The 13,897-nt window shown below is 46.1% G+C and carries 16 protein-coding genes; 11 read left to right on the plus strand and 5 right to left on the minus strand.

Going from position 1 to position 13,897, the window contains the following annotated elements; genetic code table 11:
- Positions 1 to 6: 6 nt before the first annotated feature.
- Positions 7 to 519: an FxLYD domain-containing protein gene (locus tag R6H26_RS19715; RefSeq protein ID WP_404784859.1), complete on the minus strand. Its 513-nt coding sequence runs from the start codon at positions 517 to 519 to the stop codon at positions 7 to 9.
- Between the two features lie 274 nt (positions 520 to 793).
- Here R6H26_RS19715 and R6H26_RS19720 point away from each other — a divergent pair, with 274 nt between their 5' ends.
- The 8 genes from R6H26_RS19720 (at position 794) to R6H26_RS19755 (ending at position 5,991) form a co-directional block, all read left to right on the plus strand.
- A complete protein-coding gene (locus tag R6H26_RS19720) occupies positions 794 to 1,066 on the plus strand; it encodes a glutaredoxin family protein (RefSeq protein ID WP_404784861.1) in 273 nt (90 codons plus the stop codon).
- 44 nt (positions 1,067 to 1,110) lie between these two features.
- The gene (locus R6H26_RS19725) at positions 1,111 to 1,356 is read left to right on the plus strand and encodes a hypothetical protein (protein WP_404784863.1); all 246 of its coding nucleotides are present in this window, start codon (positions 1,111 to 1,113) and stop codon (positions 1,354 to 1,356) included.
- A 3-nt stretch (positions 1,357 to 1,359) separates the two neighbouring features.
- Entirely contained in the window at positions 1,360 to 1,920 is a 561-nt protein-coding gene (locus R6H26_RS19730; RefSeq protein ID WP_404784864.1) for a hypothetical protein, read from the plus strand.
- A gap of 29 nt (positions 1,921 to 1,949) precedes the next feature.
- On the plus strand, positions 1,950 to 2,264 hold the full coding sequence (locus R6H26_RS19735; protein WP_404784865.1) for a hypothetical protein: 315 nt from the start codon (positions 1,950 to 1,952) through the stop codon (positions 2,262 to 2,264).
- 248 nt (positions 2,265 to 2,512) lie between these two features.
- Positions 2,513 to 2,710, plus strand: coding sequence for a hypothetical protein (locus tag R6H26_RS19740; RefSeq protein ID WP_404784867.1), 198 nt, complete (start codon positions 2,513 to 2,515; stop codon positions 2,708 to 2,710).
- 289 nt (positions 2,711 to 2,999) lie between these two features.
- The gene (locus R6H26_RS19745; RefSeq protein ID WP_404784869.1) at positions 3,000 to 5,066 is read left to right on the plus strand and encodes an ATP-binding protein; all 2,067 of its coding nucleotides are present in this window, start codon (positions 3,000 to 3,002) and stop codon (positions 5,064 to 5,066) included.
- Between the two features lie 91 nt (positions 5,067 to 5,157).
- Positions 5,158 to 5,559, plus strand: coding sequence for a hypothetical protein (locus R6H26_RS19750; protein WP_404784871.1), 402 nt, complete (start codon positions 5,158 to 5,160; stop codon positions 5,557 to 5,559).
- Between the two features lie 6 nt (positions 5,560 to 5,565).
- Positions 5,566 to 5,991 carry an HNH endonuclease gene (locus R6H26_RS19755; protein WP_404784872.1) on the plus strand — a complete coding sequence of 142 codons (426 nt, stop codon included), beginning with the start codon at positions 5,566 to 5,568 and terminating at the stop codon, positions 5,989 to 5,991.
- Between the two features lie 50 nt (positions 5,992 to 6,041).
- On the opposite strand, the gene R6H26_RS19760 is transcribed toward R6H26_RS19755, so the two are convergent.
- The 4 genes from R6H26_RS19760 to R6H26_RS19775 form a co-directional block, all read right to left on the minus strand.
- Entirely contained in the window at positions 6,042 to 6,227 is a 186-nt protein-coding gene (locus R6H26_RS19760) for a hypothetical protein (RefSeq protein WP_404784874.1), read from the minus strand.
- 35 nt (positions 6,228 to 6,262) lie between these two features.
- The gene (gene metH, locus R6H26_RS19765) at positions 6,263 to 9,889 is read right to left on the minus strand and encodes a methionine synthase (protein WP_404791382.1); all 3,627 of its coding nucleotides are present in this window, start codon (positions 9,887 to 9,889) and stop codon (positions 6,263 to 6,265) included.
- A gap of 287 nt (positions 9,890 to 10,176) precedes the next feature.
- Positions 10,177 to 10,512, minus strand: coding sequence for a hypothetical protein (locus R6H26_RS19770; RefSeq protein ID WP_404784875.1), 336 nt, complete (start codon positions 10,510 to 10,512; stop codon positions 10,177 to 10,179).
- Between the two features lie 8 nt (positions 10,513 to 10,520).
- Entirely contained in the window at positions 10,521 to 10,904 is a 384-nt protein-coding gene (locus tag R6H26_RS19775) for a hypothetical protein (protein WP_404784877.1), read from the minus strand.
- 140 nt (positions 10,905 to 11,044) lie between these two features.
- Between R6H26_RS19775 and R6H26_RS19780 the strand changes: the two genes are divergently transcribed.
- The 3 genes from R6H26_RS19780 to R6H26_RS19790 are packed head-to-tail and all read left to right on the plus strand — an operon-like array spanning position 11,045 to position 13,834.
- The gene (locus tag R6H26_RS19780; protein WP_404784878.1) at positions 11,045 to 13,180 is read left to right on the plus strand and encodes an NACHT domain-containing protein; all 2,136 of its coding nucleotides are present in this window, start codon (positions 11,045 to 11,047) and stop codon (positions 13,178 to 13,180) included.
- Positions 13,177 to 13,491 (plus strand): nucleotidyltransferase family protein, encoded by a 315-nt coding sequence (locus tag R6H26_RS19785; protein WP_404784880.1) that lies wholly within the window; start codon positions 13,177 to 13,179, stop codon positions 13,489 to 13,491. The genes R6H26_RS19780 and R6H26_RS19785 overlap by 4 nt, the downstream gene beginning before the upstream one ends.
- Entirely contained in the window at positions 13,478 to 13,834 is a 357-nt protein-coding gene (locus tag R6H26_RS19790; protein WP_404784881.1) for a DUF86 domain-containing protein, read from the plus strand. The genes R6H26_RS19785 and R6H26_RS19790 overlap by 14 nt, the downstream gene beginning before the upstream one ends.
- Positions 13,835 to 13,897: the final 63 nt, after the last annotated feature.

The following is a 13,897-nucleotide window of genomic DNA, read 5'->3' on the forward strand; positions in this document are numbered from 1 at the left end:
GATCGTTTAGATACCACCTTCAATCGTAAAGGGGGTTGACCTGGAAAGTCGCGCTTGAAAACCCGAATCGGCGGGAACGGTTAGGAGTTGTTCGCTAAATGTGACCGTTCCGCCGGGGGGGATTGTTGCGGGTTGGGGTCTAGCAGATGCGGTTTGGGCTAACTCGCCGTTAGATTTGAGAATATCGACGTTAACGCCGGAGACTGTTACAGCTTTAGCATTATTGTTGGTAATCTTGCCCATCAGCTGAGATGAGCCAGGAAGACCCAAAATGGGAGACAGCTGTAGATTGCTGACTCTAAGTTTGCGTGCGATCTGTTTCTCTAATACCTGCGGATCGGTTGCGGTGGCGGTCGCGTCAGTGCCGGATGCTTCGCTTTTAGTTTTGCTGGCTGCGCCTAGGTTAATGAGCTGGTTCCAGTAGGACTCGTACTGGCTCCATTGACCAGGCGTTCCAATGCGGATGATATCCCCAGGCGACTGCGCCCGACTGACTAACGGGAGACCTGTAGATGCCACGAGGAAAAGCGATCCAACGACCCATTTCCAATTCGATTTGCGAAACCCCATCAACATGACTGCTAACTCTTGGTAGATATTAGAACGTTAAAACTCTTCGGTAGCAGGCTAGGCGTTCGATATCGCTTCGACGATGCGATTCGCCCAACAGACTACGGGCACGCTACAGGTACCCTAGTCTTAGGCTACCCTCCCAGCGGACAATTTGTATCTTTGCCTGTCGATGATTCTTTAGGATGGGGAAAGTTGCAAACCGCTTTTTTTCAATAAACCGATGCAAACGCTCATTCTCTATAGCAAACCGGGCTGTCATCTCTGCGAGGGGCTACAGGAAAAACTGGAGCAGGTGCAGGGTCTAAATTTTCAATTGGAGATTCGAGATATTACAACCCAGGCGGATTGGTTTGCTGCCTATCAGTACGAGATCCCGGTTTTATTTTATCGGCTGGATGCTCCCGACTCTGAAGAGAAACCGATTCCTAGACCTTCGCCCAGGCTTTCTGTCGGACAGCTCCAAAAATTTTTACAGCCTTATTTGGGGGCTTGATGTCCAGTATTGCTTTACAGAATCGATTGATTCGCCTTTTTTCTATGGCATCCACGGATTCAGGCTGGCAAGGTCTGTTTTTCCACGATACGAGGACAGAATGGCGATCGCAGGCTTTTACTCAATCGCCTGATGGGCAAAGGGGCGAGGATTTAGGGGCGATCGCTGAGGGACGCAACACCAGATGTGTCTTGTTCTCCTTGAGTTGGGTAAATGGGGCGATCACGATGTATCGAGAGTCTGCCGATTTCGCGATAGGATTTTGGACGTGCAATCCGAAAGTACCCTAAACAATGACTGACAGCGCTCCAGGGAAAACTCTTTATCTCAACGACCTCTGCCAAAATAAACCTGAACGCCCTGGATGGTCACTGACCTTTGGAGCTACTTGTGCTGATGCCGCAGCGGTTTGCTTAGAGGCGCAATCTCATCCGGTACAGGTTACGCTTCAAGTTGATGGAATGCAAACGCTAACGGTGGAACTCCAACGAAATACGGTTGATGATACAGTCCGCCGATTCAATGCCGATTTAGAGGTTGCGACTGAGTATGGAGCTTATGGGATTGCAGCGCTGCTGATGCCTCATTTGACTCAACTTACGGTAATTGAGCGCTCTATCAAGGGCAGAGGCTTTGGCTTTGATTTTTGGCTTGGCTCTATTGATGACCCACAAACGGTTTTCCAACGCAAAGCTCGTTTGGAGGTTTCTGGCATCCGTCAGGGTTCGCAAAGCATTCTTCAATCTAGGGTTAACATGAAGCTAGAGCAGATTAGTCCTTCGGATGCTTTGTCTCCTGGCTATGTCTGTGTGGTTGAATTTGGTACTCCACGCGCACGGATCGTTCAAAAATGAAGGACGTAGAAAGGCTTCACAGAGAGGCTATGGAACTGGTTGACCAAGCGGTTGTGGCTCGCCAGCGTGGGGATGTATCGGCAATTTTGGGGTTGGCTAGGGCGGCTTTTGAGAAGGAACGGGCGGCGGCTGACCTTGTGGCGATGCAGTTTGATTTGGAACCGACGCGCTCAGTTTTGCATCGGAGTGCGGCTGTTTTAGCGCTGGAATGCTCTGAGTTACGGGAGGCGGAGCGATTGATTGGTCGGGCGCTGGCGGGGAATCCTCCGGCGGATATTGCGAATGAGCTGCGCGATTTATTGCTGGAAGAGGTTTATTCTCAACGTCAGGCGATCGGGTTGTAGCTTTGGCGCTAAAGAACTCAGGGCAGGATTCCAGCTTGGGAGTGGGGCATTAAAAAAGTTAAAATTGAGTGGAATATCGGCAACAATGAGCAAAACGGCGATCGCTGAGGGACACAACACCGAATATACCTTGTTCTCCAAACGTTTCAAGTGAAGGGTGATGGAATGGTCTATTTTTGGGGAAATCCAACTGTTGATATAATAAGCGAGTTGGAGTAATGGCTCTCGCACCACCTAGGGGAAACATCATGCCCTTTGCCAAGTTTGAAGAAATTAAAGCTCAGTTTGATATCCATGATGAGCAGCTTTATTTCTATGCCAAAGATACTGGTGGGACGTTAAAACTGCGACAGGTCAGTGAGTATGAGCTTTTGGCTGAAGAAGGTCTAAAAGCTGTGTACGATGAAGAACCGGATGGGCTATGGGAAAAGTGCCTTGAAGGTTAATCAAACAGATATTGTTTTAATCAAGTTCCCTTTTTTAGATCTGAGTGGTGAAAAGGTTAGACCTGCGCTGGTTATTTCTAATCAAGGATACAACATCAAAAGTTTCAAGCTAAAACCTAATGTAAATATGGTGATCACAGTATTCTTCAAAAATACTTCGTCATTGCTTGCGAGAGTTTCTACTGAACTAAAATAAAATATTCTAAGTGCTTTAGATATATTGTAAGCTGAAGCTACTAAATAAAAAAATAAATCAAATTTAAGAAACAGCTAAAATCAAGATCTAGAAATGACAAGAAAAAAAGTTGAAATTGGTGCGCTAGGAATAAAGAATGAGCTTCAAAATTTTAAAATTCAAAGTGCTATTGCAGAATTTATATGGAATGGCTTTGATGCAGGGGCAAGCGTTGTCGAAATTGAATATCAATATAATGAGATAGGTTGTATTAGTGAGTTAAAAATTATTGATAATGGTTCAGGTATTTCGCTAGACAAGTTGGATGAAAAATTTCAACCTTATCGATATTCCAACAAGGTAATTGATCCTGATGCTACACATGAAGGGCCATCTGCAATTCATGGAAAAAATGGAGTAGGTAGACTAACATTTTTTAAGTTCGCTGATATTGCAGAGTGGGACACTATTTATAAAAATACTGAAAATAAATATAAAAGATTCACTGTGTTAGTTGATGAATCTACACTTGATACATATACACCTCATGATGAGGTTTGTTCAGACGGGCCAACTCAGACAATAGTAAAGTTTTCATATATTTCCGAGAAATTAAGTCATTACAATTTCAAAAATATCGAAGACTATTTAGCTACTGAGTTTGCTTGGTTTCTTGAGCTAGGTTCTCCATTTCCTAGGCATATAAAAATTAACGGCAAAATTCTCGGACATTCTTATTTAATAGGCGAAAATAAAACAAAAGACTTTAAAATCAATGATCTTACATTCAAGATGAAGTATATTCGCTGGAATGAAAGCTTAAGACGTGAGTATTCTCGTTACTATTTCATTGACTCAAATAGGTTGGAACGAGGCAAGAAAACAACTACCTTTAACAATAAAGGTGATAACTTTTATCACAGCTTATATATAGAGAGTGATTATTTTGACAACCTTGAAGATCTATACTCCTCTAGTGATTCAGATTTACAAGAGGAATCGGAAAGTATTCAAACAAGCTTAAGCTTTTCAAGCATAGATAGTGATGAAGTGTTATTAAGTCTAATTGAAAATCTTGAAAAATATCTAAAGCAGAAGCGATCACCTTTTATTCGAAAACGTGCAAATCAGCTTGTGGAAGAGTCTGTGGCTGATGGGTCATACCCAGATTTTGGGAATGAACTTTGGGAACAACATAAAAAGCGAGAATTAACACAAATTGTTACTAGACTTTATGAGGCTGATCCTAAAATATTTAATGGACTTAAAAAAACACAAAAAAAGACAATGTTTGGCTTATTCGCCTTGATCATGAGTTCTTCTGAGCGAGAAGATTTATTGTTAATAATTGAGAAGATTGTCAATTTAAATTCTAAAGAAAGAACTGATTTAGCAAAAATACTTGAAGTCAGTAATCTCTCAAATATTATCAACACGATAAAATTAATTGAAGATCGCTACAAGACAATTGAAAACTTCAAAAAACTAGTATTTAATCCATTATTTGATGCCAATGAACGCGATCATCTTCAAACATTCATAGAGCATAATTTCTGGCTGTTTGGCGAGCAGTATCATTTGGTTGCCAAGGCTGAAGATGATTTTGAGAAAGCATTGAAAAATCATATTTATTTATTGCATGGTGAAAATAATACAGTATCTATCGATCATCCTGACAAAAATAGAGAGATGGATGTATTTGCAGTGCGTCGATTACCTGCAACAAAAGAAATTAATAATATTGTCATTGAGTTGAAACATCCTACCGATGTGGTTTTAGGAAAAAAAGAACTTGAACAGGTCAAAGACTACATGTCAGTCATTTTAGACCAACCAATGTTTAATGGTTCCAATATGACATGGGAATTTTATCTGGCTGGCAAAGAATATAATGAATATATTAAAGGTGAATTAGAAAATTCGAATATTCATGGAGAAAAACATCTCGTTTTCAAACGTCCTTCAATTAATTACAAAATATATGTATTGACTTGGAGTGAGATAATAGTGAATTTTGAAATTAGACATGACTTTCTTCTTAAAGCACTGAAAGTTGAGAGAGATAAATTATCTAAAGGAGGCGAGTCGGCAGATGAAATTTTAATTCAAAGTCATAAGAACACAGCTATAATTCGACCAGTCAACAAGATTCAGAAATTAAATAAAAAACAAGCATCTTGATTGCAAATGAACTAGTATATGCAGCTTACTCTGTTGAGGTCTTATCTAGAATTCAAGCATGAAATTCAAGTAAATAGGTAAATGTAACCTTATGTCTGAAGCAATTACTCTACAAATCCCAGATCCCCTCTACCAACGCTTAGCAAACACAGCCCAAGCAACCCATCGTCCGATTGAAGAGGTCGTCCTCCATTCCCTCAAAGTAGGCAGTCCCCCCACATGGGATAACGTCCCAGAAGAATTTCAATCTGACCTTGCCGCCCTAGATCGCCTCGAAGACGAAGCCCTCTGGAAAATTGCCCAAGCGCGTAAAACAACCTCAGACATGACCCGATACGAAGCACTCTTACAGCAAAACCAAGAACACACCCTATCCGCCACCGACCGCGCAGAATTGACGGATTTGCGGACAGAGGGCGATCGCTTCATGTTATGCAAAGCCCAAGCCGCAGCCATCCTTCGCTGGCGCGGTCACTCAGTCGTTCAGCCTTAAACCTTCGTGTCCACCTACATTCCTGAAAGTCTGAAAATTCAGGTTGAACAGACCGATCGTCAACGATGCTGCTATTGCCTAACCAGCCAAGCAAACAGCGGCATCCCCATGACCCACGACCACATCCTGCCACGCTCCAAAGGTGGAGACACATCCTTTCAAAATCTCTGCCTTGCCTGTCGTACCTGTAACGAATTCAAATCCGATACGACACAAGCCAACGATCCATTAACGGGAGTACCAGTCCAACTCTTTAACCCTCGCCTACAAAAATGGACAGAACACTTTACCTGGAGTTTTGACAGCACAAAAGTCGAAGGTTTAACAGCCACAGGCCGAGCCACAATAGTAGTTCTACGCATGAACAACGTCATCATTGTTTCCGCTCGCTGGCGGTGGGCTATCAGTGGATGGCATCCCCCCATTGAATAACTGCCTGCGTCTGCATGAGCGATCACCCCTAGCTACAACCGCATCTGCCGTTATGGCGATCGCCTGCTCTTATGCCTGCGATCGCTCTGGGGTGTGGAGGATGGAACTGCGATCGCATCAAGTATTAGGGTTTTAGAAGGGCGATCGCGCCGAGATAATGATGGTGTAGAGATGGCGATCGCCATTTTACTCAAGCAGGCTTTCGCGCCTTGATGTTGGCCTAAAGAAAACCTCAAAAGTTACTCAACTTCCTGCGTTCGGGATTTTTGGGCTAAGCACTAAAGTACTTCGCCACTGGATGATACACAATCAACGCCGTTGTCGATTGCTCAGGATGAAGCTGCTCGCTCTCATCCATCGTCATCCCAATCCGATCGCATCCCATCAACTCCAACTGCTTAAACTGATCCGCCACATTGGGACAAGCTGGGTAGCCAAAGCTATAGCGCGAACCCTGATATCGCTGCGCCAGCATATCGCGGATATTATCTGGCTCTAGGTCTCCGTAGCCTAACTCCTTACGGATGCGGGCGTGGGACTGCTCTGCAACAGCCTCTGCCACCTGTACCGCTAACCCATGAAAATAGAGGTAGTCCGTATAGGCATTTTCGGCGTAGAGTTTTGCAGCAAACTCCGTGGCGATTTGACCGACCGTCACCGCCTGCATCGGGAATACGTCGAACTGGTTTTCGGCGATCGGGCGGAAGAAGTCGGCAATGCACAGTCGTCGGAGAGATTTTTGGCGCGGGAACGTCCAAGTCACAAAGGGAGTTGCCGTTTGAGGCGTTAACCTTTGTTCGATGACTGCTGGATCGTAAACATGTACGGTATTGCCTTCGCCCACGCAGGGGAAGTATCCGTAGACGAGCTGCGGATGGAGTAGGTTTTCTTCCACCACCCGCTTCTTCCAAGTTTCTAGAACCGGATATACCTTTTCTGACAAGAACGCATCGTACTCCTCGCGGGATTGCTCCTTGGGTTTGCGGAACTGCCATTGTCCGGCAATCAGCGCCTGTAAATCCATGTGCCAGAACAATTCCTCAAAGGAGAAATCTTCTGGCTTTAGAATCTTTGTACCCCAGAACGGCGCAGTGGGACGGAGAATATCTATATCTACGGCTTCCGATCGCACCGTATCAATCACTTCTGGCTCAGTAGATTCCGTTTTTTCGGGTGCGCCCCCATTCAGTTCGCGCTCGGCTTGTTCGATCGCCTTGCGTCCCTTCTGGTTGAATTCAGCAAACTCGCCCAGAAAGCCTTCCTCATCCTTCCACTGGGTTTCGGCTTTAGCAGGCATGTAGCGATCCATAAAGGTGAGATCTGCAAAAGCGTCTTTGCCGTAGATGACTTGGCCTTGATAGGCATTCTGACAATCTTCGTAGACAAACTTAGGCGTTAACGCCGCACCGCCCAAAATCACAGGCACCGAAATACCGCGCTCGTTGAAGACAGTCAGGTTTTCTTTCATGAAGGCGGTGGATTTGACCAGCAAGCCGCTCATGGCAATGCAGTCAGGCTTGTGCTCGTTGTAGGCATCCACGATCGCATCCACGGTTTGCTTAATTCCCAAGTTAATGACCTTATAGCCATTATTGGTAAGGATGATATCCACCAAATTTTTACCAATGTCGTGGACATCGCCCTTGACCGTCGCGATCAGGAATTTACCCTTGCCGGAAGATTCATCCTGACCTTCTACTTTCTCCATAAACGGTTCTAAGAACGACACCGCAGACTTCATGGTTTCAGCAGATTGCAACACAAACGGAAGCTGCATTTGTCCAGAACCGAACAGTTCGCCTACTACTTTCATCCCGTCGAGGAGGAAAGTATTGATGATGTGGAGTGGGGCATAGTTTTCTAGGGCAATTTTGAGCGCATCTTCTAGCCCAATCCGTTCGCCATCGATGATGTGCTGTTTCAGACGTTCCTCAATGGGAAGATCGGCCAGGGAGCTTCCCGCGCGGGCATCCTTGGCGCTGACCCCGGCAAACAGTTCGGTCAGTTTGGTGAGGGGATCGTAGATGCAGATATTGTTCTCGTCAAAACGACGGCGATCGTAAATCAGATCGGTACAGACTTGCTGATGTTCGGGGTCGATTTTGGCCAAGGGCAAAATCTTGGCCGCCGAGACGATCGCCCCATCCATCCCCACCTGCATGGCCTCATTGAGGAACATGGAGTTGAGCGTAATCCGCGTGGCGGGACTGAGGCCAAAGGAAATATTCGACACGCCCAGCATAAAGTGACAACCCGGCAGATTTTCCCGAATCATCCGAATGGATTCGATGGTGGCTTTGCCGTTTTCGCGATCTTCTTCAATCCCCGTTGAAATGGGGAGTGCCAATGTGTCAAAGAAAATCTCATGGGCAGGGATGCCAAACTCGACCGCAGCCCGATAGGCCCGCTGAGCGATCTGGAATTTGCGTTCTGCCGTGCGCGCCATGCCTTCTTCATCAATGGTGCCGATCACCACGCCCGCGCCGTATTCTTTGGCGAGTTCCAGCACTTTCATGAAGCGCTCTTCGCCGTCTTCGTAGTTGGTGGAGTTGAGGATGCATTTACCGCCTGCAACTTTCAGCCCCGCTTCCATTTTTTGCCACTCGGTGGAGTCCAGCATCAGGGGCAGCGTGACGTTTGTGACCAAACGCGAGACCAGCTCGTGCATGTCCCGTTCGCCATCGCGACCGACGTAGTCTACGTTGACGTCGAGGACATGGGCACCTTCTTTGATTTGGGACTTGGCGATCGCCATCAGTCCATCCCAATCATCTTCGTTCAATAACTCCCGCACCTTCTTGGAACCACTGGCGTTTAAGCGCTCACCTACAATTAAGAATGAATTGTCTTGCTCGTAGGGTTGGGCCGTGTAGATGGAGGCCGAGGCAGGCGTGTAGCCGAAGAGATCGCGTCCGCTGTGACCGGGGGTGAGCGATCGCCGTACTTCCCGTTCCTTGGGTTGCAATACCGCTCCAATTTCTGCCAAGGCTTGGATATGCTCCGGTCGCGTGCCGCAGCAGCCGCCAATGACCTGAACGCCCCAATCCTCAATAAAGCGATGGAGGGCCATGCGGAGTTCCATGGGGGTCATTTTGTAGTGGGCGTGACCGCCAATATTTTCCGGCAAGCCTGCATTGGGCACGCAGGACACCACAAAGGGCGCGTTCTCCGTCAAATATTTGATGTGATCTGCCATTCGATCGGGGCCTGTGGCGCAGTTGAGTCCCAAAACGTCAATGGGGAACGGCTCCAAAATCGACAGCATCCCGCTGATATCGGTGCCCAGCAACATGGTGCCCTGCACTTCCATGGTGACAGAGACCATGAGGGGACGGCGATCGCCTTTCTTCGCAAACACTGCTTCGATGGCGTTGAGCGCGGCTTTAATTTGCAGGACGTCTTGGCAGGTTTCAACAATAAACAGATCGACGCCGCCGTCAAATAGCCCTTCGGCCTGGACTTCAAAGGAATCCTTAAGCGCGTCGTAGGAAATGTGGCCTAGGGTGGGTAACTTGGTTCCTGGCCCGATGGATCCGGCCACAAATCGGGGTTTCTCTGGGGTGGAAAACTCTGCCGCACATTTTTTCGCCAGTTCGGCGGCTGCTTTGCTGAGGTAATGCGCTTGGTCTGCTAGGTCAAACTCTGCCAGCGTGATGGGGCTGCTGCCAAAGGTATCGGTTTCGATGACGTCGGCTCCCGCTGCTAAGAAATCGCGGTGAACTTTGGCGATCGCCTCTGGCTTGGTATGCACTAAATATTCATTACAGCCCTCGTACTCCGGCCCACCAAAATCCGCCGCCGTGAGATTTTGGGACTGGATATTGGTCCCCATTGCCCCATCGAATACGATGACCGGACGATTGGGGCTATGGAGGCGCTCGAGAAAGGGGCTTTTCATCATTGTTTAGGCGACGCGACAATAAGATAAAAGAGAATATAGGCCGACTTAGGTGGTTAAGCCTGCTAGATCGGCAAGATCAATACGGTCGTAAGTTTAATTAGCTCTATTGTGCAAAATTTTCTGAGTTCGGTGTTGATGGGGGCAGATGGACGACCCTATCCTCATTAAATCTACCTGTTTTACCCGTTTCCTCCAAGCGTCTGGACGAATCTTGGCTTGGGGGTAGGGTTAACGGGGTGCTCTTGTCAGATTTGGGGCTGGTTGGGTTTGGGCGATCGCCAGATCTACTCGTATCTTGCCTTTTTCGATTTGATGACTTCGATTACGTCATCATGTTTTTGTCCTTCGATAATATCCTTGAGATGAATTTCTCGATTGACGTATTGAACGTGGATACGCCAGCCTGAAGTTTTATCAATGTCAGCCCGATAAATGGCTTGTTTGATGCCTTTGACTTTATGCAGCCTTGTTTTTGGAAATGTTCTTGTTCTGTGACACTCATTGTCTTCAAGTTCTGCCAAGGCTTCAAGAAAATTGATTTTAAATTCGTTAGTTGGCAAGATTTTCAGAGCTTCATAAATAATGCCATATTCATCGCAGAGAGAAAGAGTTTGCGCCATAGATAAGTTTAGGAAACCTTTGCCATCTCTTGATCTTGGCGCAGAAAGTCTTGATACAAAACCTCTGCAATGTTTTTGTAGGCTTTATCAAGATTGCTGTGTTGAATAACTCGAAAAAGAGTGAAAACAACTTGCTCAAATATTGGATCTTCGTCAACTGTTAAAATTACCCTTAATGTTTGAGGAACCCTTAATACATAAAGTGACGAATCATACCCATTTAGAACTGATGGCAAAGAGAGCTGATGCAGTTGATGATAAACATTTGCCTTCTGTGTTGGAAAAAGTTCAGTACAGTGATTGATTCCTTGAATTACTCTCTTCTTTTCATCCTCGGTCAGATTTGAAAAATCTTTCTCAAAATTATGGGTTGACTCAATTAAAATATCCACAGCGTTAACCGCCAATTTTTGCTTGAATGACTTGACTTCTAAGTCTTATCATAGCCGAATGGCTATCCTATGTTGGCATTGACGATCACCACCCAATGCTTCAAGGCGATCGCCAGACAAAAGCATCAGAGCTTCTTTAGATGGATCCATTTATGAGCGATATGGTAGGCCGAGCGGGGGGAAGTGCGATCTCAAAGGTCGGCACTTCAATTATTGAGAAGCTGGCGGGTCAGACAATTAAAGTCATCAAAGATCGGCTGACTGAGGTCGATTTATGGAGCGAGTACGAACGTAGGTACATCGACCGCTACGGCAAGGTCAAACTAACTTTATCTGGAATGCGGGAAGCGGTCCCCTTGGAGCAAATTTATACGGGTGTTCGCTTTTTGGATGGGTTGAGCATTGGTCGATTTGCATCGATAGAAGCCTTAGAGCAAGGATTTCGAGAAAAGCCACGTCAATTTAGGCAACAAGATTGCCTGCCGCAGGATGGGATGGTGGTTGCAAATAATCATCGGTTATTGATGGTGCTTGGTGGGCCGGGTGCAGGAAAGTCTACCTATCTGCGTTGGGTGGGGTTAGAAGCCTTAAGGGTTAAGGAAAGTCAGTTCCAGCATGAATGCATTCCTGTGATGCTCGAATTGAAGCGGTTCGATAGCGGACAGATCGATATTAAAGCAGTCATTGCCGAGGAATTTAGTCATGTGGGCTTCGACTTTTCAGCAGAATTTGTGGAGGAAGCGCTGAAACAAGGCAAGCTACTGGTTTTACTAGATGGTCTGGATGAGGTGCCCAAGGCCAATCAAGATCGGGTCTGTCAGGCAATCCAGGACTTTGTGAGTCGATACAACAACAAGTATCAGGGTAATCGATTTATTGCTTCTTGCCGCATCGCCGCGTTTCGGAGTGGATTTACTGGCTTCACGGATATTGAACTCGCCGACTTTGACGATGAGCAGATTCAGCAGTTTATCCACAACTGGTTTCAGGGTGCTCTTGATGTTTCTAGCAACACTGCTGAAAAATGCTGGAATTTATTAAACAATGCCAGTTATCAATCGGCTAAAGAGCTGGCTCAAACGCCATTATTGCTAACCTTCTTGTGTGTGGTCTATGACCGTACCCAGTCGTTCCCAGCCAACCGCGCTTCCCTGTACCGCAAAGCCCTGGATATCTTGCTGGAAGAATGGGCAGCGGAAAAACGGATTCGCCATGAACCCATCTATGAAGGACTGAATACAGAACTTGAAAAAGTCTTACTGGCTGAAATTGCCTATCAGGGCTTTATCGAGGATCGGTTATTTTTCACAAGGGAAGAATTAATCAGCCATATTCAGAATTTTTTGGAGGATTCCGCCGATAAGCCAAAATATTTAGATGGAAAAGCAGTGTTGACAGCCATTGCTGTACAGCAGGGTATCTTAACCGAACGCGCTGAAGACATTTATTCGTTTTCTCATCTAACCGTACAGGAATATTTAACAGCTCAATATCTTAGTCAAAATCCGACCGCCTTGACTGAGACGTTCTCTTCTTATCTGACTGCGCAACGCTGGCGAGAAGTATTTTTGCTGCTTCCAGGGCTACTACCCAATGCCAATAGTCTGCTAAAACAGATGATAAGAATAGCGCAACAGAAAATTTGTTCTTCCAAGTTGTCTGCGTTGTTGACTTGGGCCGATCTTATAACAGGTGGCTCCGCCAACCCAGCTCCCGCTAAAAGAGTACTAGCTATCATCTTTGCCCTCAAACTCAACCCCATCCGCATCGAAATCATCCGCGTCTTTGAACATAAAAGCGTTTACGCTGGCAGCAGACTCGACCTTGACATCGTCCGCGTTCTTGACCACGCTCGCAACCTCGGACACAATCTCATCCGCGTCCGTGCTCATAATCTTGACCACGCTCGTGAACTCACCCGCGCCCGGAAATTCGCTTGCGACCTCGTCTACGCAAATATATTTAATGATTTTGCTAATTTGCCCGTTTTGATTCAAGAGTTAGAGGTATTGCAATATCAAGTACCTAATACTGAACAACCTATAGAGGTTCATCGAGACTTTGCTAATCGCATGATGCAAGTCTGGCATGAGGGGCTTGGGCTAGATCCAGAACTAATCAATCTTTCTGAAAGTGAAATTCAAGCATTATCGGATTACTTCTACATCTGCGAACTTATCGTTCAATGTAAAGAATCTGCCGTGCGTGTCTCACGGGATATTTGGGAGTCAATCGAAAACGCTATGGTCATGCCTACCCCTGAAAACGAATTATGAAAACCGCAATTCCCCTTCCTCATAACCAAATCTCTGACTTTTGCACTCATTGGCAAGTTGCAGAACTTTCCCTATTCGGCTCCATCCTCCGCGAAGACTTCCATCCCCAAAGCGACATTGATATACTAATCGCCTTTACCCCAGAAGCCAACTGGGGACTATTAGAGCATGTCCAAATGCAGCAAGAACTCAAAGCAATCTTGGGCCGCGAAGTCGATCTCGTCAGCAAACGTGCCATTGAACGGAGTTCAAACTGGATTCGCCGCCAAGAGATTCTTTCCACCGCTCAACCCATCTATGCCCAACCGTAAAGACATCGCAACCCTGCTCGATATCCAACGCGCATCACAAAAAGTGATCCAATTTCAGCAGGGTATCAGCAAAACCGACTTTATGGAAGATGATAAAACGCAATCTGCCATTGTCTTTCAACTGATGATCGTCGGTGAAGCCGTCAAAAGACTCTCTCAAGAATTCCGTACCCTACATCCTGAAATTCCGTGGCAGCTTATTGCCGGAATGCGAGATAAACTCATCCACCACTATGACGATATCGATTGGGCTGAAGTTTGGAAAACCGCGACGACAGACATCCCAGTGCTGCTGTCTCAAATCAATCCCCTCATCCCCCAACCACCGCATAGCGAAGGTTAGCCAAATTGGAGTCAATGGTGTATGTGTGACAATGCGATCGCCCATCTCAAGTCTTGCCAAAGT

It is taken from the genome of Altericista sp. CCNU0014, assembly GCF_044923475.1.
Lineage (GTDB): Bacteria > Cyanobacteriota > Cyanobacteriia > Thermosynechococcales > Thermosynechococcaceae > JAAURS01.

Excerpts from the sequence above, each read along its gene's own strand:
- R6H26_RS19720 (WP_404784861.1), top strand. The coding sequence starts at position 794 with ATGCAAACGCTCATTCTCTATAGCAAACCGGGCTGTCATCTCTGCGAG.
- R6H26_RS19725 (WP_404784863.1), top strand. The coding sequence starts at position 1,111 with ATGGCATCCACGGATTCAGGCTGGCAAGGTCTGTTTTTCCACGATACG.
- R6H26_RS19730 (WP_404784864.1), top strand. The coding sequence starts at position 1,360 with ATGACTGACAGCGCTCCAGGGAAAACTCTTTATCTCAACGACCTCTGC.
- R6H26_RS19735 (WP_404784865.1), top strand. The coding sequence starts at position 1,950 with ATGGAACTGGTTGACCAAGCGGTTGTGGCTCGCCAGCGTGGGGATGTA.
- R6H26_RS19740 (WP_404784867.1), top strand. The coding sequence starts at position 2,513 with ATGCCCTTTGCCAAGTTTGAAGAAATTAAAGCTCAGTTTGATATCCAT.
- R6H26_RS19745 (WP_404784869.1), top strand. The coding sequence starts at position 3,000 with ATGACAAGAAAAAAAGTTGAAATTGGTGCGCTAGGAATAAAGAATGAG.
- R6H26_RS19750 (WP_404784871.1), top strand. The coding sequence starts at position 5,158 with ATGTCTGAAGCAATTACTCTACAAATCCCAGATCCCCTCTACCAACGC.
- metH (WP_404791382.1), bottom strand. The coding sequence starts at position 9,889 with ATGAAAAGCCCCTTTCTCGAGCGCCTCCATAGCCCCAATCGTCCGGTC.
- R6H26_RS19770 (WP_404784875.1), bottom strand. The coding sequence starts at position 10,512 with ATGGCGCAAACTCTTTCTCTCTGCGATGAATATGGCATTATTTATGAA.
- R6H26_RS19780 (WP_404784878.1), top strand. The coding sequence starts at position 11,045 with ATGGATCCATTTATGAGCGATATGGTAGGCCGAGCGGGGGGAAGTGCG.
- R6H26_RS19785 (WP_404784880.1), top strand. The coding sequence starts at position 13,177 with ATGAAAACCGCAATTCCCCTTCCTCATAACCAAATCTCTGACTTTTGC.
- R6H26_RS19790 (WP_404784881.1), top strand. The coding sequence starts at position 13,478 with ATGCCCAACCGTAAAGACATCGCAACCCTGCTCGATATCCAACGCGCA.